16 protein-coding genes are annotated in these 23,690 nt (G+C 72.7%); 7 read left to right on the top strand and 9 right to left on the bottom strand.

All coding sequences use genetic code 11. The features are described from left to right. Positions 1 to 341: 341 nt before the first annotated feature. Positions 342 to 2,153, top strand: coding sequence for a gamma-glutamyltransferase family protein (locus LUU90_RS19000; RefSeq protein ID WP_275005571.1), 1,812 nt, complete (start codon positions 342 to 344; stop codon positions 2,151 to 2,153). Between the two features lie 65 nt (positions 2,154 to 2,218). Here the strand turns inward: LUU90_RS19000 and LUU90_RS18995 are convergent, their stop codons facing one another. Further along, complete coding sequence (locus LUU90_RS18995) at positions 2,219 to 3,964, bottom strand: glycosyltransferase family 61 protein (protein WP_275005338.1); 1,746 nt, start codon at positions 3,962 to 3,964, stop codon at positions 2,219 to 2,221. Between the two features lie 221 nt (positions 3,965 to 4,185). Between LUU90_RS18995 and LUU90_RS18990 the strand changes: the two genes are divergently transcribed. After that, positions 4,186 to 4,545: a YidH family protein gene (locus tag LUU90_RS18990; protein WP_275005337.1), complete on the top strand. Its 360-nt coding sequence runs from the start codon at positions 4,186 to 4,188 to the stop codon at positions 4,543 to 4,545. Beyond that, entirely contained in the window at positions 4,542 to 4,895 is a 354-nt protein-coding gene (locus LUU90_RS18985; protein ID WP_275005335.1) for a DUF202 domain-containing protein, read from the top strand. Before LUU90_RS18990 ends, LUU90_RS18985 begins: the two co-directional genes overlap by 4 nt. Positions 4,896 to 5,039: 144 nt before the next feature. Here LUU90_RS18985 and LUU90_RS18980 read toward each other — a convergent pair whose 3' ends face one another. Further along, positions 5,040 to 6,623, bottom strand: a complete 1,584-nt coding sequence (locus LUU90_RS18980; RefSeq protein ID WP_275005332.1) for an amidohydrolase — start codon at positions 6,621 to 6,623, stop codon at positions 5,040 to 5,042. Next, a complete protein-coding gene (locus LUU90_RS18975) occupies positions 6,620 to 7,348 on the bottom strand; it encodes an FMN-binding negative transcriptional regulator (RefSeq protein WP_275005331.1) in 729 nt (242 codons plus the stop codon). Before LUU90_RS18975 ends, LUU90_RS18980 begins: the two co-directional genes overlap by 4 nt. 102 nt (positions 7,349 to 7,450) lie before the next feature. On the opposite strand from LUU90_RS18975, the gene LUU90_RS18970 reads away from it, so the two are divergent. Then, positions 7,451 to 9,646 (top strand): acyltransferase family protein, encoded by a 2,196-nt coding sequence (locus LUU90_RS18970; protein WP_275005330.1) that lies wholly within the window; start codon positions 7,451 to 7,453, stop codon positions 9,644 to 9,646. Here LUU90_RS18970 and LUU90_RS18965 read toward each other — a convergent pair. Next, the gene (locus tag LUU90_RS18965; RefSeq protein WP_275005329.1) at positions 9,643 to 11,757 is read right to left on the bottom strand and encodes an acyltransferase family protein; all 2,115 of its coding nucleotides are present in this window, start codon (positions 11,755 to 11,757) and stop codon (positions 9,643 to 9,645) included. The two genes, LUU90_RS18970 and LUU90_RS18965, sit on opposite strands and share 4 nt — an antisense overlap. Positions 11,758 to 11,887: 130 nt before the next feature. Further along, positions 11,888 to 13,996, bottom strand: coding sequence for an acyltransferase family protein (locus tag LUU90_RS18960; protein ID WP_275005328.1), 2,109 nt, complete (start codon positions 13,994 to 13,996; stop codon positions 11,888 to 11,890). A gap of 238 nt (positions 13,997 to 14,234) precedes the next feature. Between LUU90_RS18960 and LUU90_RS18955 the strand changes: the two genes are divergently transcribed. Next, entirely contained in the window at positions 14,235 to 15,737 is a 1,503-nt protein-coding gene (locus LUU90_RS18955) for a S8 family peptidase (protein ID WP_275005327.1), read from the top strand. Positions 15,738 to 15,765: 28 nt separating this feature from the next. On the opposite strand, the gene LUU90_RS18950 is transcribed toward LUU90_RS18955, so the two are convergent. From LUU90_RS18950 to LUU90_RS18935, 4 genes are all read right to left on the bottom strand, one after another. After that, positions 15,766 to 17,958, bottom strand: a complete 2,193-nt coding sequence (locus tag LUU90_RS18950) for an acyltransferase family protein (protein ID WP_275005326.1) — start codon at positions 17,956 to 17,958, stop codon at positions 15,766 to 15,768. Positions 17,959 to 18,161: 203 nt separating this feature from the next. Continuing rightward, a complete protein-coding gene (gene cysN, locus LUU90_RS18945) occupies positions 18,162 to 19,484 on the bottom strand; it encodes a sulfate adenylyltransferase subunit CysN (RefSeq protein ID WP_275005325.1) in 1,323 nt (440 codons plus the stop codon). After that, positions 19,484 to 20,386 carry a sulfate adenylyltransferase subunit CysD gene (cysD, locus tag LUU90_RS18940; protein ID WP_275005324.1) on the bottom strand — a complete coding sequence of 301 codons (903 nt, stop codon included), beginning with the start codon at positions 20,384 to 20,386 and terminating at the stop codon, positions 19,484 to 19,486. Before cysD ends, cysN begins: the two co-directional genes overlap by 1 nt. Then, on the bottom strand, positions 20,383 to 21,264 hold the full coding sequence (locus tag LUU90_RS18935; RefSeq protein ID WP_275005323.1) for a 3'(2'),5'-bisphosphate nucleotidase CysQ: 882 nt from the start codon (positions 21,262 to 21,264) through the stop codon (positions 20,383 to 20,385). The genes cysD and LUU90_RS18935 overlap by 4 nt, the downstream gene beginning before the upstream one ends. Before the next feature lie 239 nt (positions 21,265 to 21,503). Between LUU90_RS18935 and LUU90_RS18930 the strand changes: the two genes are divergently transcribed. Further along, positions 21,504 to 22,511, top strand: a complete 1,008-nt coding sequence (locus tag LUU90_RS18930) for a sulfite exporter TauE/SafE family protein (protein WP_275005322.1) — start codon at positions 21,504 to 21,506, stop codon at positions 22,509 to 22,511. Further along, positions 22,508 to 23,690 (top strand): adenylyl-sulfate kinase (gene cysC / locus LUU90_RS18925; protein ID WP_275005321.1); only part of this gene is annotated, 1,183 nt, incomplete at its 3' end. The genes LUU90_RS18930 and cysC, both read left to right, overlap by 4 nt.

Here is a 23,690-nt window from a genome sequence, read left to right as displayed (position 1 = left end):
ACGTAGGGGGGTGCTGCGGCCTGCCGCCTGGCAGCCCGCGCAGCGCCACCGTACGGGCGGCCGGCGCGCCGAACGGTCAGATGACCGTCTGCTGGCTTTTCTGTGACCCGATCGTAAGGTGTGGTCCAGCGCGGTCACGCGCTGCCCCGGAGCCGCACCGCTCCCGGAATCACGTCGCATACACCTCGGCCGTGGCAGCCATGGTTGTATGCAATGGTCCCCGTCAACCTCGGATTGGATCCTCTTTCGTGCACGCTCCGTCGTCGGCCACGTTCGGCACCTCGTCCTTCGCCCCGCCTGTCGGCCCCGTCACGCGGCCCGACCTCCAGGGCACGTTCGGCATGGTGGGCTCCACCCACTGGATCGCCACCGCGAGCGCCCAGGCCGTGCTCGAACGGGGCGGCAACGCGTTCGACGCGGCGGTCGCCGGGGCGTTCGTGCTGCACGTCGTGGAACCACACCTCAACGGGCCCGGCGGCGACATGACCGGCGTCTTCGTCACCGCCGACGCGCCCTCGGCCCCACGCGTGCTGATGGGTCAGGGGCCGGCGCCCGCCGGCGCCACCATCGAGCACTTCCGGGCCGAGGGGCTCGACCTCGTCCCGGGCTCCGGCGCCCTCGCGGCGGCGGTGCCGGGCAGCGTCGACGCCTGGCTCCTGCTCCTGCGTGACCACGGTACGTGGGACCTCGGCGACGTCCTCGCGTACGCCATCGGGTACGCCCGCGACGGCCACCCGGTGCTCGACCGGGTCAGCGCAACCCTCTCGCTGGTCGCCGGCCTGTTCCGCGACCACTGGCCCACCTCGGCCGCCCACTGGCTGCTCGACGGCGAGGCCCCCGCGCCGGGGACGCTCGTCACCAACCCGGAGTACGCGGACCTGCTGGACGCCGTCGTCGCGGCGGGCTCCGGTGCGGCGGACCGCCGGCAGGCGATAGACCTCGCCCGGGCCGCCTGGCGCGAACGCGTGGGCGCTGCCGTCGAGGCGTTCGTCCGGACCCCGCACCGGCACGCCGACGGCGGCGACCACGCCGGGGTGATGACGGCCGCCGATATCGCCGGCTTCGAGGCGTCCTACGAGGACGCCTGCACCGCGACGTTCCGCGGGTACACGATCGCCAAGACCGGCGCCTGGGGACAGGGCCCGGCCCTGCTGGCGGCGCTCAAGATCCTCGAGGGCTTCGACGACGCGGCCCTCGACCCGTCGACCGAGCTCGGCGCACACACGATCCTGGAGGCGCAGAAGCTCGCGATGGCGGACCGCGACGTCTGGTACGGCGACCCTGCCACCGAGGACGTGCCGCTCGACCACCTGCTCGGCGAGGAGTACGCGGCACAGCGCCGTGCGCTGATCACCGACACCGCGAGCCACGAGGTGCGCCCGGGCGACGTGCCGGGCCGCCCGACGCCGCCCGTGCCGACCCTGCGCACCGAGTACGCCACCAGCGCCCCGGCCGGCTCGCTGCCGGGTGCGCCGACGGGCGGTGCGGCGGCCGGCGTCGGCGAACCGACGGTCGAGGTGCCCTCGGTGGTCGAGCCCGACTCTCCCGCGCACACCGGCGCCACCCGGGGCGACACCTGCCACATCGACGTCGTGGACCGCTGGGGCAACATGGTCTCGGCGACGCCGTCGGGCGGCTGGCTGCAGTCCTCCCCCACCGTGCCCGGCCTGGGGTTCTGCCTGGGCACACGGCTGCAGATGACCTGGCTGGACGAGGCGTCACCGTCGGCCCTGGTGCCCGGGCGGCGGCCGCGGACCACGCTCACGCCCACGCTCGTGCTGCGCGACGGCGAGCCGCTGATCGCGCTCGGATCCCCGGGCGGCGACCAGCAGGACCAGTGGCAGCTGCTGTTCCTGCTCCGGGTGCTCGTCGGCGGGTACACGCCGCAGCAGGCGATCGACGCCCCGGCCCTGCACACGACGTCGTTCCCCGGCTCGTTCTGGCCCCGCACCTGGACGCCGGGCGGCGCGGTCGTGGAGGACCGGCTCGGCGACGACCTCATCGCGGGACTGGAACGCCGCGGGCACGTGGTGACCCGGGCCGGCGACTGGGCGCTCGGGCGCCTGTCCGCCGTGACCCGCGACCCGGCCACCGGGCTGCTGGGGGCCGCCGCCAACCCGAGGGGGGCACAGGGGTACGCCGCAGGACGCTGACGCACGGCACCCGCGTCACACCACGTGCGTGACGGGCCCCGCGTCACACCGTCTCGCGGGGCCCGTCACGGCTGCCGGGCCGGCGCCTCCAACGACAGCAGGAGCTTGTCGAGCGCGGGACCGTCGCGTTCCATGTCGAACACGAAGTCCGCATGGAACCGGCCGCCGGCGGCCGGCTGGTTCTCCGGTTCGCTCGACCCGAGCCGGGGATCGTCCTGCGCTCGCCCCGGCAGTCCGTCCGAGGGCACCGGGTCGCACCAGAAGTAGTGCACGTCCCCGCCGTACACGGCGGCGATGTGGTACTCGTTGGTCGCCCAGTAGCTCTTCGACGCCAGCACGATGCGCGTGGCCGGCCCGGACGAGAACACGGTGTTGATCAGCCCCGAGCCCGCATAGCCGGCGACGACCGGCACGCTCGAGAAGAGCCGCACCTGGTCCGGCAGCGACAGGTCCTCGGGATAGACCGTGACGAACCCCGCGCGCCGGAAGCGCCGTTCCACCTCGTCGCTGTTGAGGCACTGCCGCCGTGACCCGGCCCTGCGCGCGACGAAGACCCGCTCCGGCAGCGTGCCTCGTCCCGCACGCGGCAGCAGGCCCTCCGAGACCCGCGCCCAGACGTCCCGCGCCACGGGGCTGAGGAACTTCGGCTGCTGGAAGGCCTGTGTGGCCGTGATCAGGCGTTCGGCGCGGACCGGTCCGGTGATCACGTGGACCCGTTCCCTGCCGATGCCGAACGCCTCCAGCAGCTCGTACGTGTAACGAGGCACCTCACCCGTCTCGACGCCCGGGCTGATCAGCACCTTCACGTCCGGATACGCGGCGCGTGCCGCGTCCCACGCCCAGAGCTTCGACAGGTCGTGCGTGATGACGTGCCCGTAGTGGCCGGCGATCTGGTTGTCCAGGTGGTAGTACGTCCCGGGCAGCGGCTCCGGCTCGGCGTCGGACGGCGGGAGCGCCGAGTAGTCGCTGCCGAAGTAGCTCATGCCCCGCGTCCTGCGACTTGCTCGCCCCGGCAGGAAGTAGGAGGTCGGGAGCAGGAGGCGCTCCACCACCGCCACCTGGCGCGGTGCGCACAGCACGTCCTCGTAGACGGTGCAGACCAGCTCACCCACGTCGATGGTCGGGGAGAGCCGCTCGGCGGCGAGCACCGGGTCGCTGGACCAGACGGACGACGCCGACGTCCGCCGCTCCGCCGGGACCCGCGCGATCACGCGCTGCTCGACGCCCCGCGCCGCGAGCGCCGTACGCGTCTCGTCCGCACCGAGCTTCATGACGTGCTCACCGCTCTTGCGGAGCACCAGGAAGCCGTCCTCGATGGCCACGCCGGCCAGCGCCTGGACCAGGCCCAGGTCGAGCGCGGTGCTCAGGGATCGCCGCTGTGGGGTCGGTATGCCCTTGCGAGCGACGAGGTCCCTGACGTCGTCGACGAGGTCGCCCCGGTCGGCCGGGGTACGGGGCTCCTGCCGGGTGATGTACCGGCCGCCGTCAGCCAGGGCGAGGAAGGCCCGGCGGAAGGTGGCGCGGACGTCGTCCGGGCGCCCGCTCCGTAGGTCGACGACCAGGTCGGGGGGCGGCAGGGCCGCGAGCGCGCGCACGACGGCCTGGTCGCTGCTGAACTGGACCAGACCGAACGGGCGCCCCTCGGGACGTGCCCGGACCTTCGACAGGACCGTGAGGTCGGCGTCCGGGTAACGGTCCTGAAAGTTGCGGCCCACGATGACCGGGCGGTCGTCACAGAGGACGACAAGGACGCGGACGTCAGCAGGGTCGGCCACGGAACGGATGAGCTCGAGCTGCCGGCGAAGGGCCACAGGATGCTCCTCCTGAGGCTCGACCCGGCTGGACCTGGGGGGTCTCATCTCGTCATTGTTGCTCCTGGCTCCCGTTCGCGCCCGGTAAGTGGAGGGTGATCAGCCCGGGGCGGCGGCCCGTCCGCCGTGCTGCGCTCGGACGCCGTTACCGTTGGGACGGTGACGACGAACGCGCATACGGAGGCAGAACACGACGGGTGCGGCTGCGGGTGTCCGCGCGCATGACCGCCAAGCGATTCCCCCAGCGCGTCTACCGCGACGGCGACGAGCCGGACCCCCGGTTCAGCCTCGCCAACGAGCGCACCTTCCTGGCCTGGCTGCGCACCGCGCTCGGGATGTACGCCGGTGCGTTCGCCCTCGAAGCGCTCTCGCTACCGGCCTCGACCGGCTGGCGTGTGGCCGCGGCCGGCGTCTTCCTCGTCCTCGGCACCGTCGCCGCGATCCAGGCCTGGCTCGGCTGGTCCGCCACCGAGACGGCGCTGCGCCGGGGCCAGCCGCTGCCCGGCCTCGCCGTCGGCGGGCTGCTCGTCGTGGGCATCATCGTCGCGGTCGCGCTGGTCACCATCGGGATCTTCGTATGAGCCGGGCGACCGACGAGGAAAGCGTCTACGACCCCGGGCTGCAGACCGAGCGCACCCTGCTGGCCTGGCGCCGCACGTGCCTCGCGTTCGGGGTCGCCAGCCTCATCGCCATGCGGTTCACCGTCGAGACGGCCGGCGTCCTCGCCGTCTTCGCGGGTGTCACCGGCGCGGGCCTGGCGGTCGCCGCCTACGTCGCCGCTGCGATCGGCTACCGCCGGGCCAACACCGCACTGCGCACCACCGGCTCGCTCGACCACGGAGCCGCACCCATCGCTCTGGCCACCGCTGCCGCCCTGGTCCTCGGCGTCGCGTGCGGGGCCTACCTGATCCGGAGCGCGCTGAACGCCTGACCGGACGACCGGGTGAACGCCTGGCCGGGTGACCGCACCGTGCGGCGCGCCCTCTGACGATCGACCCCGACACACTGCACACCACGGTCGGCGTGTCGCGCGCAGCGTGTCGGGGTGGATGGTCAGGAACCCACGGGCCGGGACTCAGAACGACCGGTGGGTCCATCGGCCCGCCAGCAGGGTGCCCGCCACGGGCAGCCGGCGCAGGGCGTCCGCGGCACCGCCGTCCCCGGCGTCGGCCCCGACGCCGTCCCTCAGCGGGTCCGCGTCCAGCACCACGAGGTCCGCCGGGCCGCCCGCCATCGGGTACAGCCCGCGCCCGTCCGTCGATGCCGCCAGCGCCGTCCGCAGCCCGATGCGCTGCTCCGGGTGCCACGGAGCGCGCCCGTCCCGGGCCCGGCTGACGGCCGACGCGATCGCGTCCCACGGGTCGAGGGCGGCGACCGGTGCGTCGGAGCCCAGGGCGAGCACGGCCCCGGCGCCGTCCAGGGAGCCGTACGGGTAGGCCCGGGCGGTGCGCCCGGTCCAGTACCGGTCGGCGACATCGCGGTCGTCCATGGCGTGCTCCGGCTGGACGGACGCGACCACCCCGAGCTCGGCGAACCGGGCGAGGTCGGCGACGTCGAGGAGCTGGGCGTGCTCGACCGAGCCGCGAGCGCCGGTCGCCGCGAAGGCGTCGAGCGCGAGCGCGTTGGCGTGGTCGCCGATCGCGTGGATCGCGCACTCCAGCCCGCCGCCGTGGGCACGTTTCATGAGCGGGACCAGCTCGTCCGGCGGCACGGACAGGATCCCGTGCGCCTCCGGCCCGGTCAGGCCGCGGTACGCGTCGTGGCAGTAGGCGGTGCGGGTGTTGAGCGAGCCGTCCGTGACCACCTTGTACGGGCCCTGTTGCAGCAGGCCGCCCGTGCCCGGCAGCACGTCGCCGGTGCGCAGGCCCTCGGCGAGGACGTCGTCCAGCCAGGACGTCCAGACGCCGGCCCGGACGCGCAGCGCGTCGAATCCTCCGGCGAACCGGCGGCGCCAGGCCGTGAGGTTGTCGGTGATCTCCAGGTCCACGACACCGACCACGCCCCGGGCCGCGGCTGCCGCGGCGGCGTCGGTCACCCAGGCGTCGGCGAGGTCGTCGGCCACCCGGTCGACGACGGCGGCCAGCGGCAGCCACTCGCTCTCCCGCAGCACCCCGGTGGGGTGCTGGTCGACGCCGACGTACCGGAGGCCGGTGGTGCTGAGCCAGGCACAGTGCAGGTCGCCGGACACGAGGACCACCGGTACGTCGCCCGCCACGGCGTCGAGCAGGGCCGCCGTGGGGACGTCCGGCCACAGACCGTCCCGGAAGCCGAACCCGACCAGCGCGGCTCCTGGCTCGGGCGGTCCGTCGGCGAGGCGGTCGCGGACGAGCGCCGCCGCCTCGGCCGCCGAGCCGGCGCCCGACAGGTCGAGCCGGCGCCGCACCAGCGCCCACTGCGTGAGGTGGACGTGCTTGTCCCACAGGCCGGGCAGGACCGTGCGCCCCGCGAGGTCGACGCGTTCCACCGGCCCGGCACCGAGACCGGTACCCGCGACGCCGGCCCGGCCGCCGTCGCCCAGGTCGCCACCCGCCAGCGTGCCCGACGGCGCGACCGCGCGCACCCTGCCGCCCCGCAGCAGCAGGTCGACCGGCTTGCCGTGCCCGGCGAGGCGGGCACCGGTCAGCAGCAGCGGCTCGCCGACGCCGTCCCCGGCGCTCACGCAGCGCCGCCAGGCAGGCCGCCGGCAGCGCCGCCAGGCAGGTCGCCGAGCGTGTCGTCCACCGCGCTACCGGCCGTACTGCCCGCCGAGCCACCGGGACGCCGGCCGAGCTCGGCCCGCATCTCGGCCGCGAGCGCGGGCTGCGCGTAGTGCGGGTCCGACTCCAGCGCCGTCACCACGCGCTCCGCCACGGCCCGCGGCTTGTCCTGGCTCAGCTTGGCCTTGCCCTGCCACCGCGTGACACGCAGACGGAACCCCGCGGCGCCCTGGGCGATGCGCCGGGCGTACTCCTCCACACGAGGCAGGCGCACCGGGTCGGGCATGACCGACTCGTAGCGGTCGACGGTGTCGGAGAGGATCGCGTACGTCTCCTCGGGTCCGAGCAGCTCGACCGCGCAGTGCAGGTGGACCGCCACGTAGTTCCACGTCGGCACGGCGGGGGTCATGTCGTACCAGCCGGGCGACACGTAGCCGTGCGGTCCCTGGACGATCAGCAGCGACTCACGGCCGCTGTCGAGCCGGTGCAGCACCTCGTCGGGCCGGCCGACGTGGGTGAGCAGGCTCATCGGCTCCCCCGGCAGCGTCTCCTCCAGGAGGACCGGCAGGTGGGAGGCGACGGGCGCACCGTCGTCGGCCACCGAGACGAGGGTGGCCCAGCCGTGGTTGCGGACCAGGTCGCGCACGCGGGCCTCGTCCTCGATCTCGTAGTCGCTCGTGTGGATCACAGGCTCATCGAACCACCGCCGACGGGCTTCGCGACGCAGTCGAGACCTGGACGTCACCCGCACTCCACCTCGGCGTAAGACGCCCCGCCTACGTTCGGCGACGTGCCAGTCGTCATCGGTGCGCCGACGCCGCCCGCACCCGCCGCCGTCCACCCGCCGCGGCGGATCGGCGCCGTCGACGGTCTGCGCGGCCTCGCCCTGATCCTCGTCGTCGCGTTCCACCTGTTCGGCCATGGCCGGGTCTCCGGTGGTGTCGACGTGTTCCTCCTGCTGACCGGGTACTTCACGACGGGCACCGTACTGCGCCGCGCCGAGGCCGGCACGCTACGGCTGGCGGCGCACTACGCGCGCACGCTGGCCCGCCTGCTGCCCGCGGCCCTGGTGGTCCTGGCCGTCGTCACGGTCGCCCTGCTCACGCTCGCACCCCGTCTGCGATGGTCCGCGGGGCTGCGCGAGGTCGGGGCGTCGGCGACCTTCTGGGAGAACTGGGAGCTGGTGCACGCCTCGCTCGCGTACGGTGCCGCCGGACCGGACGCGAGCCCGCTGCAACACTTCTGGTCGCTGTCGGTGCAGGGTCAGTTCCTCGCCGTCTGGCCGCTGCTGGTGCTGGGCCTGGCCGCCTGCGCCCGGCGGATCGGCGACCACCGCGTCTCCCCCGCCGCCCTGCTCGCCACCGTCACGGGCATCGCCACCGGGGCGTCGTTCGCCGGCGCCCTGTGGCTCGTCACCGTGAACCAGCCCCTCGCGTACTTCAGCACGTTCACCCGGTTCTGGGAGATCGGCGCGGGCGCGCTGCTCGCCCTGGCCCTGCGGTCGGGCCTGCCCCGAACGGTCCGGGTCCGGTCGCGGCACGCCCTGGGCTGGCTCGGGCTCGCCCTGGTCACCGGGTCGGGCTTCCTGGTCGACGGCGCCCGTGTGTTCCCCGGCGCGTGGGCCCTCGTCCCCGTGGGCGGGGCCGCCCTGATCCTGATCGCGACCGCCCCGACCACCGCCCTGACCACGCAGGGGGTCGAGCGACTGCTGGACAGCACGCCCCTCCGCTTCGGCGCGCGGATCTCGTACGCCCTCTACCTGTGGCACTGGCCGGTCCTGGTCTTCTGGCTCCTGGTGACCGGCGCCCGGAACGTGAACCCGGTGTCCGCCGCCGGGGTCCTCACGATATCGACCGTCCTCGCGTGGCTCACGACCCGGTACGTGGCCGAGCCGGTGCTCGCCCGCGTCACCGATCGCCTCGCCGTCCGTCTCGCCGCGCGGCAGGCAGGTGCCGGGAGCTCGGTGCCCGGCCCGGCCCACCTGACGGGCGACGTCGCCGCGCGTGCCGGTACGACGCCGTCGGGCCGGCGGACGCTCGCGGTGCTGGCCGGCGTCGCGGTCGTGGTGCTCGGGGGCACCCAGGCCGCGGCGGCCGGGCACGACGCACGGGTGCAGGACGACGTCGCCGCGCTGCGGGCCCCGTCCCCGGACCATCCGGGCGCCGCCGCGCTCGAGCCGGACGCGCCGCTCGCCGACGCGCCACCCGCCGCCCCGTTCCGGCCGGCGACCTGGGTCGCGTACGACGACCACCCGGACCGCCCGGGCTGCGCCCAGGGCAGCGACCGGGCCGAGCTGCTGGAGTGCACCGTGGTGGCCTCGACGGAGCCGACCGCCGTCGTCTACCTCGCGGGTGCCTCGCACGAGCAGCAGTACGAGGAGGCGTTCAGCGCGCTCGCCCGCGAGCACGGCTGGGAGCTGCGCGAGATGCTCAAGCACGGATGCCGGCTGGAGACGTCGGCCGAGGCCGGCGTGACCCGGTCGCCGTCGTGCGCCACGTGGAACGAGCAGGCACTGCCGGCCCTGCTGGCCGCCCGCCCGGACGCCGTGGTCGTGGTCGGCACGCGCACGTACGAGGACGGCACGCCGGAGGAGGTGCTGCCCGGCCAGGTCGACGCGTGGCGCACCCTGGACGACGCCGGGATCGCCGTGATCACCGTCCGGGACAACCCCCGCTTCGAGTGGTTCGTGCCGGACTGCATGGCCGACGCCGTCTCGCCGGAGGCGTGCGGGCGCCCCCGGGCGGAACAGCTCGCCGAGGTCTCACCCGTGACGACGGCGCCCCGCGTACCGGCCGACGTCGTCCACCTGGACCTCAGCGACTCGATCTGCGGGCCGGACCGGTGCGACGCCGTGGTCGGCAACGTGCTCGTCTACCGGGACGACGACCACCTGACGAACACGTACGTGCGCACGCTCACCCCCGTCGTCGGCCGGCAGCTGCGGGCCGGCGCGCCCTGGCTGTTCGACGACGGCGCGGGCGGCTAGCGCGCGAGCTGCTTCGGCAGGGACGCGCGGATGTCGTCCGTGAGCTGGGTCATGTAGGTGCGCGTCACGTGATGGTCGTCCCGGTACACCAGGATGTTGCCGATGACCGCCGGGCAGGTGGCCTCGTCGCAGAACTTCTCGGACAGGTCGACGACCTTGACCTGCGGGGCGAGCTTCGCCGCGGCCGGCACGACGTCACGGCCGGCGAGCGCGTCCGTACGCGGCGTCGCGCACTCCTCCGGAGCCGTGTAGTTGTCGCTGACGCACTCCACCACGTCCTTGCGCGCTGCGGGGTTGTCCCGGAACACCACGACCCGGCTGCCCCGCGCGGTGAGCTCGTTCCACACCTCGGCGAGGCCGCTCGCACCCGGCACCTTCTCCCCGTCCGCCGCGGCGAAGCGGGTGCTCTCGAGGTACGTCGTCACCACGAGGTCGGGATCGAGCTCGCGCAGCGCGGCCCGGGTCTCCTGGTTGGCCGTGTGGCAGCCCTCGATGTGCGCCTCCTCGCCGTCGGCCCGGTACCCGTCGGTGAACGGGCAGGAGCCGTACAGGTAGGTGACGACGTGCCATCCCCGCTCCTCGGCCACGGTCAGCAGCGGTTCCGCCAGGACCCCAGCGTGCGAGTCCCCGACGACGGCGACCGTGGCGGTCGGGTTCTCCGTCTCGCCGTACTCGCAGGGCGGCACCGGGTCCTCGGTCGCCGCGCCGAGGCACCTGCCGAGCGTCGAGCTCTTGTCGTACCCGGCCTTGAGCGGGTTCGGCTTGATCACCGTGTCCCCGCCGACGAACGGGCTGAACCCCTCCTCGAGCCCTTCCTCGACCCGTTCCTTCTCCTCGCCGGAGATGGTCGACGCGTTCTCGTCCCACTGTTCGTTGGTCCCGCTCACCCGGAGCGGCAGGGAAGCGGCGAGGCCGACGACGAGCGCCATCGCGACCAGGGAGATCAGGAGCATGCGGCCGTCGGCCCGGAACCAGCGCGAGACGCGGATCGGCTGCTCGACCAGCGCGTAGCTGGCGATGGCCATCGCGAACGACGTCGCGAGGATCGCCAGGACGTCGGTCGCGCCCGGGTCGCGGCCCGTGTGGACGCCGAAGAAGACGATCACCGGGAAGTGCCAGAGGTACAGCGAGTACGAGATGTCGCCGACCCGCTGGACCGCCCACGTGTCGGTGATCGCCCGGAGCGAGCCGGGGCCCACCGTCCGGCCCGCGGCGATGAACGCGCAGGCACCGAGCGTCGGCGCGAGCGCGGCGAACCCGGGGAACGGCGTTCCGTCGTCGAGCACGCAGGCCGCGACGACGATGGTGGTGACCCCGAACACCGCGAGCGTGTTGCGCAGCGGCCGCAGCCGTTCCGTGTCCCGGATCACCAGCGCGAGGATGCCGCCGGCCGCGAGCTCCCAGACCCTGGTGAGCGTCGAGTAGTAGGCCACCGGGTCGCCGGCCATGGACTGCTGGACGCCCCACGCGAAGGACGCGAGGCCGACGAGGGAGAACATCACGAGCAGCAGCCCGCGCAGGACCTCGGGGTTGCGGGTGGCGGCCGCGCGTCGCGCGCCACCCCACAGCGCGACGGCGAGCACCACGAGCAGGGGCCACACGAGGTAGAACTGCTCCTCCACACCGAGCGACCAGAAGTGCTGGAATGCCGTGGGCGCGTTGGACGCCGCCTGGTAGTCGACGGCGTCGGCCGCGAGGGCCCAGTTCTCGACGTACAGCACTGAGGCGAGGGCCTGACGCCACCACGTCTGCACCAGGGACGGCGGGAGCAAGATCTGCGCGAGCACGATCACGCCGACGATCGTGACGAGCGACGCGGGGAGGATCCGCCGGGCGCGGGCCGCCCAGAACTTCTTGAGGCTGACCGCGCCGGTGGTCGACGCCTCACGCCACAGGTGACCGGTGATCAGGAACCCGGAGATGACGAAGAAGACGTCGACACCGATGTAGCCACCGGGCAGCACGTCCGGGTCGATGTGGTAGACGAGCACCAGCAGGACCGCGAGCGCACGGAGCGCCTGGACCTCCGGACGGAACTTGCGCGGCCGGGCCGACGGTCTCGCGGGGGCTGATTCCTGCGGTGCGGACGGTTCGGTCGTCGTGGCCGTCATTCTGATGGGCGCCGTTCACTGTCTCGGGGGCAGATGGGACGTCTGTGGACAGACGAGGCCTCACGATGCCACAGAACGGGCGCGTTACGGAAACGTGACGTCTCGGCGTGCCCTGCCCCCGAGCGGGCTCTCACAGGTTGTGCGGCAGCGCCTCCCGTAGGTCGTCGACCAGCGTGCGCATGTAGGTCCGCGAGACGTGGTGGAGGTCGCGGTACACGAGAGTGTTACCGATGACCGCCGGGCAGGTGTCGTCGTCGCAGAACCGGTCCCAGAACTCGACGGAGCGCACCCCGGGCGCCTGCTCGAGCGCCGCGGGCACGACGTCGCGCTCGTCGAGCGCCCTGCTCCTGGACTTCGCGCACCGCTCCGGGCTCCCGTAGTCCTCGGTGACACATGTGACCACCCGCTCGGAGGCCTGCGGCGTGTCCCGGATGACCAGCACCTGGGACCCCGCACGGACCAGCTCGTTCCACACCTCGGCGTAGCCGGCTGCCCCGGGCTGCTCCTCCGCGCCCCGGCGCTCGAAGCCGAGGTTCTCGTACGACGTCGTCACCACGAGCTCGGGCCGGAGCGCCGCCAGCGCGTCCCGCGTCCGCTCGTTCGCGGCGAGGCATCCCTCGACGTCTCCTTCGCTGTCGCGACGCTCCGCGTTGTACGGGCACCCCGAGTGCAGGTAGGAGACCACCCGCCAGCCGCGCTCGGCCGCGACGGTGGCGATCGGCTCCGTGAACATCTCGGCGTGCGAGTCGCCGACCACGGCCACCGTCGCGACCGGGTCCTCCGTCTCGCCGAACTCGCAGGCCGGGGTGGTCTCGTCCTCCTGCGCGGCCAGGCACCGCCCCACATCGGGCGCCTGGTCGTCGTCGGCGCGCAGCGGGTTCGGGGTGATCGCCGTGTCGCCGGCGACGAACGGGACGTACCCGTCCGCGATGCTCTCGGCCACACGGGCATCGACCTCCGCGGCGACCGACTCCGCCCGCCGGTCCCACTCCCCCAGCACCCCCTGGGCGCGCAGCGGGAGGGCGAGCGTCAGCCCGGCGACGAGCACCATGGCGAGCAGGGCGGAGACGAGCAGGCGACCGTCCGGACGGAACCAGGCAAGGGTCCGCACCGGGCGCTCGACGAGCACATAGCTGGCGATGGCGAGCGTGAACGAGGTCACGAGCAGCGCCAGCACGTCGGGCCCCTCCGGCGTCCGCCCTGCGTGGACGGAGAAGAAGACGACCACCGGGAAGTGCCACAGGTACAGGGAGTAGGAGACGTCACCGACCCGCTGCACCGACCACGACTCGGCGATCCTGCGCAGCGAGCCCGGCCCGGACGTACGCCCCGCGGCGATGACCGCGCACGTGCCGAGGACCGGGACCAGCGCCGCGAGCCCGGGGAACGGCGTCGCGTCGTCGAAGAAGCAGGCAGCGGCCACGATCAGGGCGATACCGCCCACCGCGAGGGTGTTGCGGACCGACCCGAACCGTTCGGTGTCCCGCATCAGCAGCGCCAGCACCCCGCCGGCGCCGAGCTCCCACACCCGCGTCAGCGTCGAGTAGTACGCGACGGGGTTTCCCGCTCGGACCTCGACGACGCTCCAGACGAGGGAGCCGGCGACGACGAGGCCGAAGAGCACCAGGAGCGTCACGCGCAGCCCGGCGGTGTCACGGGCCTCCGCGGAGCGCCGCCAGGAGCCGTGTGACCGGAGCCGGACGGCGAGCACCACGAGCAGGGGCCAGAAGAGATAGAACTGCTCCTCCACTCCGAGCGACCAGAAGTGCTGGAACGCCGTGGGCTCGTTGTCCGCGGCCTGGTAGTCGACGGCATCGGCCGCGAGCGTCCAGTTCTCGACGTAGAACACGGAGGCGAGCGCATGGCGCCACCACAGCTCGAGCAGGTCGAGCGGGAGGAGCACGAACGCGATGGCGAGGGTACCGACCGTCGCGACGAGCGACGCGGGCAGGATGCGCCGGGCCCTCGCCGCCCAGAACTTCATGAGGCTCACCCGGCCGGTGGACGACGCCTCGCGCCACAGGTGGCCGGTGATCAGGAAGCCCGAGATCACGAAGAACACGTCGACACCGATGTACCCACCCGGCAGGAGGGCCGGGTCGATGTGGTAGACGATGACGAGCAGCACCGCGAGGGCGCGCAGAGCCTGGACCTCCGGGCGGAACCTCCGTGGCGGAGCCGTCGGCAGCACGTCGGCTGAGGCGGGCCGTGCGGACGGTCTGGTCGTCGTCGCCGTCATCCTGTGGCAGTCATTCCGTGTCGGGCTCTTCGTGGTCTCGGGGGCGCTGGGACTTCGGGAGCAGGCGCTCCGGTTCGGCCGCGGTCTCCGCGCGGACGCGAGATACCCTACTAGTTACATCGGATACTCGTCACGCGCACCACGGATTCCTCCCCGCTGTCGTGAGGCAGATTTCTCCGCACACGGTAGGTTGCGGGAAATCCCCATCTGGGGCTCACACCTCAAGGAGAGTGAATCCATGCGCATCTCCCACTCCCGGCGAGCACTCGCCGTCGCCACCGCGACGGCGCTCGCGCTCACCGCGCTCGGCAGTGTCGCCGGAAACGCGGCTGACGAGCCGGAGTCCACGCCCGTCCCGATCGTCACCCCGGACGGCGCCCTGTTCTCGTACGTCGTCAACACCGAGCGCGCCGGCGCCCGTGACACGCGCCTCGCCGTCAAGGCCGTCACCCGCGCGGAAGGCGTCGTCGTGCAGGCCTGGCCGCAGATCGGCGTCGTCGTGGCGCACTCCGCCAACGGCTCCTTCCGCGAGGACGTGCTCGCGGCCGACCGTGCGGGCGTCGTCGAGTCCGTGGGTGCCACCCGCACCGTCTCGCCCACCGAGGGCACCCCCGGTGCGGACCAGGCCGAGGGGGCGAAGAAGAGCAAGACCGTGGTGGGCCAGGCCAAGAAGGACACCACCGGCTGGACCGTCGACGAGCCGGCCGGCACCACCGCCGTCCCCGACCCGGGTGAGGCCACGCAGTGGGACATGGAGATGATCAAGGCCGATGAGGCCATCGAGATCAACCCCGGCTCACCCGACGTCGTCGTCGGCGTGCTGGACTCCGGGATCGACGCCACGCACCCCGACCTGGCGAGCCAGGTCGACGCCGACCAGTCCGTGAACTGCGCCGACGGCGGCAGGCCGGACATGTCGGCGACCGGCTGGCTGCCGACCACGTCCGACCACGGCACGCACGTCGCCGGCACCATCGCCGCGGCGCAGAACGGCGTCGGCATCGTCGGCGTCGCCCCGGGCGTCACGATGGCCTCGGTCAAGGTCGTGAACGACGACGGGTTCATCTACCCCGAGTACGCGGTCTGCGGCTTCATCTGGGCGGGCATGCACCATATGGACGTCACGAACAACTCGTACTACGTCGACCCGTTCATGTACTGGTGCGAGGACCAGCCCGACCAGGCGGCGGCGAAGGAAGCCGTGCGCCGCGCCGTCGACTTCTCGACCAAGCGGGGCGTCGTGCACGCCGCCGCGGCGGGCAACGCCGCCACCGACCTGGCCAACAACACCACCGACGCGTCGAGCCCCAACGACTCGACGGCCGTGAACCGGGTGATCAACTCCGGCTGCGAGGACATCCCCGCGGAGCTGGACGGCGTCGTGACGGTCTCGTCGCTGACCCAGGCCGAGGAGCTGAGCCCGTTCTCGAACCGCGGCCTCGGCAAGATCGACGTCTCCGCCCCGGGCAGCGCGATCCTGTCCACGGAGCTCGACGGCACCTGGGACCTCAAGAGCGGCACGTCGATGGCGTCCCCGCACGTCGCGGGCGTCCTGGCGCTCATGAAGTCGGCGCACCCGCGCTGGAGCCCCGCGCAGCTGGAGGCGGCGGTCCGTACCCAGGCGGACGACCACGAGTGCACCACGACGACGCGTGGGCCGGCCTGCGTGGGCGGGCTCGAGGAGAACAGCTTCTACGGTGACGGCATCGCCGACGCCCTCGACGCCGTGACTCTCGGCTAGTCCCCGCCGAGCGGAACCCGCTGGTCCGTCAGTAGCGCTGACGGACCAGCGGGCCGTTCATCGGGTCCGCGAAGAGCCACTGGGCCCTCGTACGCAGCGCGCGGTGCAGCGGCTTCTCGAGGGTCGTCACATAGGTGGCCGTCAGGTGGTCGTCGTCGCGATAGATCAGCACGTTGCCCGCCACGGCCTCGCACAGCTGCGGGCCGCAGATGAACGGGGTCAGGTCGAGGTGCGCCGCAGTCTGCGGCACCCCCGGTGCCGCCCCCACCGGGTTGGCCGACACGTAGACGTCGGACCGTGGCCGTGCGCAGGCCGAGCCGCCGGACTCCTCCACGCACGCGGGGACGTCGAACTCGAACCGCGGGTTGTCGCGGATCGTCACGGTCCGGATGCCCACCTTCTCCAGCTGCCGCCACGCACGTGCCTCGTCCGGGTGCACCTGGTCACCGGTCGCCGTCGGCGACGTGCGGCTCCCGATCACCATCACCGCGTCGGGTCGCATCTGCTTGAGCAGATCGAGCGCCTTGGCCCGCCACTGCCAGCAGGCGCTGATCTCGACGAGCGGCTCGGCGGGGACGGCCAGCCGGCAGCCGCGCCGCGCCAGCAGGAGCACCCGCCAGTTCTCGGTCCGGCCGATCTCGGTCATCGCGGGCGTCCACTGGATGGTGTGCGAGTCACCCACCATGACCACCACCCGGTCCGGGTCCGGTGCGTCCGTCAGGACGCAGGTCAGGGGCACCCCGGTCGCCGACGTCGTGGTGTTGCTCTCGATGCAGCCGTCGCCGTCGACGGCGGGCCGGTCCTGCGCCGCGACCACCGGTGCGGGCTGGACGGGTACGTCGTGCGGCACCGGATCGCTGTACCTGGGGCTCAGAGCGCGCGCACCGGGATACTCGGAGGGTCCCGTCTGCTCGGCCGCCGCCTCGGCCGCCTCGCTCGCGGCGGCCAGCAGCGCCGCGTCCCGTCGTTCGAGCAGGGTGAGCCCGACGACGGCGCTGCCGGCCACCAGCGAGACGCAGACGGCAGCGGCCACCAGCGCGCGGACCCCGCCGAACGCCACGCGGAACCGCTGGGCCGGGTCGGCGACAAGCTTGTTGGTGAGCCACGACAGGACCACCGACGCGGTCATGATCGCGGCGGCGCCGAGCCAGTCCACCCGGTCCCGGTCCGTGTAGTGCAGGTAGGCGATGAGCAGCGGCCAGTGCCACAGGTAGAGCGCGTACGAGATGTCGGCGACGAAGCGCAGAGGCGCCACCTGCAGCAGGCCGCGTGGCCCCCAGACAGCCCTGCCTCCCGAGCCCAGCAGGACGAGGAGCGCGCCGGTCACCGGCCACAGCGCCCACTGCCCCGGGAACAGAGCGCCGCCGTCGAGCACGAAGCCGCTGGACACGACGAGCCCGAGGCCCACCCACCCCAGGACGGGGCGCAGGAAGTCCGGGGGCCGCAGCCACGGCAGCGCCAGCGCGAGGAAGCCGCCCAGGCCCAGCTCCCAGAACCGGGCCCCGGAGTGGAAGTAGGCGACCGGCTGGTCGGCGGCATGCAGGTCCTGCGCGAAGACGAACGACGCCGCGGTCGCGGCCCCGACCGCCACAAGCAGCACGCCACGGGCGCTGGTTCGCGCGGCGCGTGCCAGCGCCACCAGGATCAGGACGACCACCGGCCAGGCCAGGAAGAACTGACCCTGGACCGACATCGACCAGAAGTGCTGCAGCGGGCTGGTCTCGGGACCCGCTGCGCCGTAGGCGAGCTGGCCGGAGATCATCTCCCAGTTCACGTAGTACAGCGCCGAGGCCAGGATCTCCCGGCCGGTCTGGCTCCAGGTACCTTCCGGCATGACCCACCAGGCCAGGCCCGCCGTGGCGACGAGCACCAGGAGGGCCGGCGGCACGAGCCGGGAGAACGTGCGCCCGTAGTGCTCGCCCAGACGCAGCTCGCGGCGCTCGGCACGACGCAGCAGCGAACCGGTCGCGAGAAAACCGGACAGGACCAGGAAGACGTCGACGCCGCCTGACACCCGGCCGTTGCCGAAGAGGTGGAACGCCACGACGAGGGCGAGCGCCAGACCGCGCAGACCGTGCAGCTCGGGGATGTGGCCGCCTGTGTGCCCCGCTCGATCGGTACCCGGACGCCGGAAGCGGCCACCGGGCACGGCGCGCGCGTGCTTCGGGACGTCCCGGGCCGTGCCCGACGAGGGCGGCAAGGAGCTCGAGACGACCGTCACCTGGGGTACCTCCGGGTCAGCGTGCGGGTCCGGCTCGCTGCTCGCGGGGATCTTCCCGATGGAGCATGAGCGTCCTGACCAGGCAGCGTGTGTGCAACATGGGAGGGCCGCCGACACAGGTCGGCGGCCCTCCGGCGATGTGGAGCGTATCAGGGAGTCCGTGAACTACCCGGTCACGTTCTGGGGACGTTCGGTGCGGCCGCTCAGTACTGGCGAGCGGACCCGCCGATCATGCCAGCGGCGACCGTCTTGTTGGTCGCCTCGTCCACGAGGATGAACGCGCCCGTCTGGCGGTTGGTCTGGTAGGCGTCCACGAAGAGCGGCTGTGTCACACGCAGCCGGATCCGGGCCATCTCGTTCAGCTTGATCTCTTCTGCGTCCTCGTCGCGGTGCAGCGTGTTGACGTCGACGCGGTAGTTGATGTTCTTGACCATCGCCCGTGCCCACCGGGTGGTGTGCTTGATCGCGTACTTCTTGCCCTCCACCAGCGACGCCGACTCGTCCATCCAGCAGATCTGGGCGTCGATGTCCTGCGTGACGGTCGGGGCGTTGTTCGGGCGGCAGATCATGTCGCCGCGGGAGATGTCGATCTCGTCGGCCAGGCGGACCGTGACCGACATGGGCGGGTAGGCCTCGTCGACGGGCCCGTCGGCCGTGTCGATGGACTCGATGGTCGTCTCCAGGCCGGCCGGGAGCGCCAGCACCCGGTCGCCCGGCTTCATGACGCCGGAGGCGACGGTGCCCGCGTAGCCGCGGTAGTCGCGCGCGTCGTTCTGCTGCGGCCGGATCACGTACTGGACCGGGAACCGCACGTCGACGAGGTTGCGGTCCGAGGCGACGTGCAGCCGCTCCAGGTGGCTGAGCAGCGGCGAGCCGTCGAACCACGGCATCTTCTCCGACCTGGTCACCACGTTGTCGCCCACCAGGGCCGACACCGGGATGAAGGTCAGGTCGGGCACGCGCAGGCGTGAGGCGAACTCGGTGAACTCGGCGCGGATCTGCTCGAACACCTGCTCGTCGTAGTCGACGAGGTCCATCTTGTTCACGCAGACGACCACGTGCGGCACCCCGAGCAGCGTGGCGAGGAACGTGTGCCGACGCGACTGCTCGACGACGCCCTTGCGCGCGTCCACGAGGATCAGCGCGACGTCGGCCGTCGAGGCCCCCGTCACCATGTTGCGGGTGTACTGCGTGTGGCCCGGCGTGTCCGCGATGATGAACTTGCGCTTGGGCGTCGCGAAGTAGCGGTAGGCCACGTCGATGGTGATGCCCTGCTCGCGCTCGGCGCGCAGGCCGTCCGTCAGGAGCGACAGGTCCGCGTAGTCGTTGCCGCGGTCCTTGCTGACCTGCTCCACCGACTCGAGCTGGTCGGCGAAGATCGACTTGCTGTCGAACAGCAGGCGGCCGATCAGGGTGGACTTGCCGTCGTCGACCGAGCCGGCCGTGGCGAACCGCAGGAGGTCGCCGCTGACGACCTCGTTGTGCGGCTCGGAGGCGGGACCGGCCTCGGGGAGGGTCGTCGTCATCAGAAGTAGCCTTCCTTCTTGCGGTCTTCCATCGCGGCCTCGCTCACCTTGTCGTCGCCGCGCGTGGCGCCGCGCTCGGTCAGGCGCACCGCCGCGACCTCCTCGACGACGTCGCGCAGCGTGGACGCGGTGGACTCGACGCATGCCGTGAGGTTCGCGTCGCCGACCGTCCGGTAGCGCGTGGACAGTACCTGAGCGGTCTCGCCGTCCTTGAGCGGAGTGAAGTCGTTGACCTCGTAGAGCATGCCGCCGCGCTCCACGACCTCGCGCTCCTTGGCGAGGTAGAGGTCAGGCAGGTCGATGTTCTCGGCCTCGATGTACGCCCAGATGTCCAGCTCGGTCCAGTTGGACAGCGGGAACACCCGGATGGACTCACCCTGGTGGACGCGACCGTTGTACAGGTTCCAGATCTCGGGACGCTGGTTCTTCGGGTCCCACTGGCCGAAGTCGTCGCGGAAGGAGAACACGCGCTCCTTGGCGCGGGCCTTCTCCTCGTCACGCCGGCCACCGCCGAACAGGGCGTCGAAGCCGTGCTTCTCGGCGGCCTCCAGCAGCACCGGCGTCTGGATCCGGTTGCGGGAGCCGTTGGGCTCCTCCTGGACCAGTCCCCGGTCGATCCCTTCCTGCACGGAGGCGACGACCAGCTGCACGCCCGTCCGCTCCACCCACCGGTCACGGCAGTCGAGCACGGTCTGGAAGTTCAGCCCGGTGTCGACATGCATGATCGGGAACGGGACCCGCGCCGGAGCGAACGCCTTGACCGCGAGGTGCAGCATGACGATGGAATCCTTGCCACCGGAGAACAGCAGACACGGCCGCTGCATCTCGGCTACCACCTCGCGCATGATGTGGATGCTCTCGGCTTCCAGGCTGCGCAGCTGGCTCAGAACGTGACTCTTCACGACTGGGCACCTTCCTTGCTATCTGCCCCGACCACGGACGCGACACCAACGGTGTCGAGCAGCTCACGCAGGTGCGGAGCCAGGGTCGGGGGGCATACGAACAGGTCAGGGAGCCAGGGGCTCTCCCGGTTGTACTCGAGCTCAGATCCGTCGAGACGGGTGCAGACGAGCCCTCGGGACCGTGCCACGGCGACCGGCGCCGCGGAGTCCCACTCGTACTGCCCACCCCCGTGGACGTAAGCGTCCACTGTACCGTCGGCGACCGCCATCATCTTGACGCCCGCGGACCCCATCGGCACGAGCTCGACGTCGCCGCGTTCGGCCAGAGCGGCCACGAAAGCGGGCGGACGGCTGCGGCTCGCGGCGATCCGCAGGGGGCGGACGCCGGCCAGCACGGCCTGGCTCCGGTCCTCCGGCACGACGGCGTCCGCGGTGGTCAGGACCTGCTCGCGTGCGGGCAGGGCCACCGCCCCGACGGTCAGCCCGGCACCGCGCTCCCAGAGCGCGACGTGAACGGCGAAGTCGTCGCGCCACTGCCCGGCGTGCGGGCCGTCGACGTGCCGCTCGGCGAACTCTCTGGTCCCGTCGAGCGGGTCGATGATCCACACACGATCTGCACGGGTGCGGGACGAGTCGTCCTTGGCCTCCTCCGACAGGACGGCGTCGGCGGGCCGGGCGGCGGTCAGTGCGGCCGCGAGCCACGCCTGAGCAGCGGCGTCACCCGCGTCCTTGAATTCCTTGGCGACGAAGGAGCCGCCGGCGGCGTCGACCTCGGCGCGGAGCGCGAGGAGCACCTCCGCCGCTCCCGAGGCGAGTGCGTGGGCGAGTGCGTCGTCGTCGAGCGACGTCTGAGGGAGCGTAGGGAACGGCGCGTTCATCAATCTCCAGGGTGGACGTCTTCTCCGGTGATCCGGCCGCCCTGCGCGGCGCTCGACAAGCGCCAAGATGCCGTGCGCGAAGGTCCGGCGGACGCGCCGAGGCTACCATTCCGGCATGCGATCGAGCGCCAGCAGACCTGTAATCGCCTCTAGCCGCCTCAGGAGAGTCTAATGCCTACTATTCCGATGGAGTTGATCGGAATAAGGGTTTTCAGCACCGGACCTGAGGAGCGCCCCTGATGAGCATCGAGATCCCCCTGGTCCTCGGTGGCCTGATGGTCGGGTTCATCGTCGGCCTGACCGGGATGGGCGGCGGCGCGCTCATGACACCGATGCTGATCTTCGTGTTCCGGGTCGACCCCCTGGTGGCGGTGTCGAGCGACGTGGTCGCGAGCCTCTTCATGAAGCCGGCGGGCGCGATAGTGCACCTGAGGCGCAAGACCGTGAACCTGAAGCTCGTCCTGTGGCTCTGCGTCGGATCGGTGCCCGCCGCCTTCTCCGGCGCCCTGCTCATCCGCGCCCTGCCGGCCGGTGACGCTCTCGACGCCGCGCTCAAGACCGTGCTCGGGGTGGCGCTCCTGATCGCGTCCGGCGGCCTCGTGGTGCGGGCGGTGCTGCAGATGGTCCGGAGCCGTTCGGCGCTCGGCGAGGGCCCCGCCCGGCCCACGGCCCCGGAGAAGCAGCTCGTGGTGCGCCCCGTCCCGACCGTGATCCTCGGTGCCGTGGCAGGACTCCTCGTCGGCATGACGTCGGTGGGGGCGGGCTCGGTGGTCATCGTCGTGCTCCTGCTCCTGTACCCGGCGCTGAAGGCGTCACAGCTCGTGGGCACCGACCTGGTCCAGGCCGTGCCGCTCGTCGCGGCGGCGTCGCTGGGACACATCCTGTACGGCGACTTCGAGCTCGGGCTCACGACGTCGCTCCTCATCGGCGCGATCCCCGGCGCCTGGTTCGGCGCGCACGTCTCGTCGCGCGCACCGGGCGGCATCATCCGGCGCGCCCTGGCGATCCTGCTGCTCGCGTCCGCGCTCAAGCTGCTGGGCGCCAGCCTCCCCGTCGTGCTGGGCGCTGCCGTCGCGGCGCTGGTCGGCGGTAACCTGATCTGGTTCTGGGTCCGGCGTCGTTTCGCCGCACCCGTGGCGCGCTCGGCTCCGGCGGTGCACGCCGAAGGCGATGACCCAGCGGTCGGCCCGGTGGAACGTCGGGTCGCCCCTCCAGCAGACCCAGCAGAAACGAGCCGCCGCGAATGACCGACCTCCCCGCACGCGTCCTGTCCGAGGACGAGCTCGACCTTCTCGAGCTGGCCCTCGGGGGAGCCGTCGCGCCGTCGGTGCTCGCCGACGCCTGGCCCGACGCCGCCGCCGGTGCCCTGCTGACGGACGCGGAGAACACACCGCTGGCCCGCCTCGTGCCGCCGGCGGGCAGCACACCGGCCACGCTCGAGCCGTTGAAGCCTCTCGCGCCGGCGATCGGCCCCCAGTGGGACGACGCCGTACGCCGGCCGGCCCGTGAGGTCCGTGCGGACCTGGACGCCGGGGACGCCGTCGCCACCGATGCGCTCGGCCTGCTCGTCACCGAGGTGCCCACGCGCCAGGAGACCGACGCCGCCGTCGCGCTGGCCGAGCAGGCCGGCACCGTGCTGCTCCTGGTCCCTGTCTCGCGCCGCACCCCGGCACCCGGGTCCGTCGGCGCCCCGGGCCTCGTGCGCGCGGCCGCCGCGTTGACGGACACCCTGTCCGAGCGCACCCGCGCACGCGTGCGCACCGTCGTCGTCCCGTGGTCCGGACCGGACGGCGTGACGCTGGAGGAGATCGCGGCCGCGTACGGTGCGTCCCGCGCCGACACGCTCGCGGCCCACCGCTCGGCGTCCACCGTCTCCGCCGTCACCGACCTGCCGCACGTGCGCGACGCCGCCGTGGCCGCCCTCTACCCGCCGGCCTCGGCCGCCGAGGTGACCCGCGCCGCAGCCGTCGACCACCGACGCGGCACCGTCGTCTTCTTCACGGGCCTGTCCGGTTCGGGCAAGTCGACGGTGGCCCGCGCCCTGGCCGCCGAGCTGGCGGACGACGGCCTGCGGACCACCCTGCTCGACGGCGACGCGGTGCGCCACCACCTGTCCAAGGGGCTCGGTTTCGACCGGGAGTCCCGGGAGATGAACGTCGAGCGCATCGGCTACGTCGCGGCGCTCGTGGCCGAGCACGGCGGCATCGCGATAGCGGCGCCGATCGCGCCGTTCGCGTCGGGCCGGGCACGGGTGCGGGCCCTGGCCCAGGAGGCGGGCGCACGCTTCGTCCTCGTCCACGTCAGCACGCCGCTGGAGGTGTGCGAGGCCCGCGACCGCAAGGGCCTCTACGCCCGGGCGCGCACCGGCGAGCTCCCCGACTTCACGGGGATCTCCTCGCCCTACGAGGAGCCCGATGACGCCGACC

Source organism: Promicromonospora iranensis, assembly GCF_028994775.1.
In the GTDB taxonomy this organism is placed as follows: Bacteria; Actinomycetota; Actinomycetes; order Actinomycetales; family Cellulomonadaceae; genus Promicromonospora; species Promicromonospora iranensis_A.
Note: the sequence above shows the minus strand (reverse complement) of the source record. Positions and strands in the feature narration are given on the sequence as shown.

Excerpts from the sequence above, each read along its gene's own strand:
- LUU90_RS19000 (WP_275005571.1), top strand. The coding sequence starts at position 342 with ATGGTGGGCTCCACCCACTGGATCGCCACCGCGAGCGCCCAGGCCGTG.
- LUU90_RS18990 (WP_275005337.1), top strand. The coding sequence starts at position 4,186 with ATGACCGCCAAGCGATTCCCCCAGCGCGTCTACCGCGACGGCGACGAG.
- LUU90_RS18985 (WP_275005335.1), top strand. The coding sequence starts at position 4,542 with ATGAGCCGGGCGACCGACGAGGAAAGCGTCTACGACCCCGGGCTGCAG.
- LUU90_RS18965 (WP_275005329.1), bottom strand. The coding sequence starts at position 11,757 with ATGACGGCCACGACGACCGAACCGTCCGCACCGCAGGAATCAGCCCCC.
- LUU90_RS18960 (WP_275005328.1), bottom strand. The coding sequence starts at position 13,996 with ATGACGGCGACGACGACCAGACCGTCCGCACGGCCCGCCTCAGCCGAC.
- LUU90_RS18955 (WP_275005327.1), top strand. The coding sequence starts at position 14,235 with ATGCGCATCTCCCACTCCCGGCGAGCACTCGCCGTCGCCACCGCGACG.
- cysN (WP_275005325.1), bottom strand. The coding sequence starts at position 19,484 with ATGACGACGACCCTCCCCGAGGCCGGTCCCGCCTCCGAGCCGCACAAC.
- LUU90_RS18935 (WP_275005323.1), bottom strand. The coding sequence starts at position 21,264 with ATGAACGCGCCGTTCCCTACGCTCCCTCAGACGTCGCTCGACGACGAC.
- LUU90_RS18930 (WP_275005322.1), top strand. The coding sequence starts at position 21,504 with ATGAGCATCGAGATCCCCCTGGTCCTCGGTGGCCTGATGGTCGGGTTC.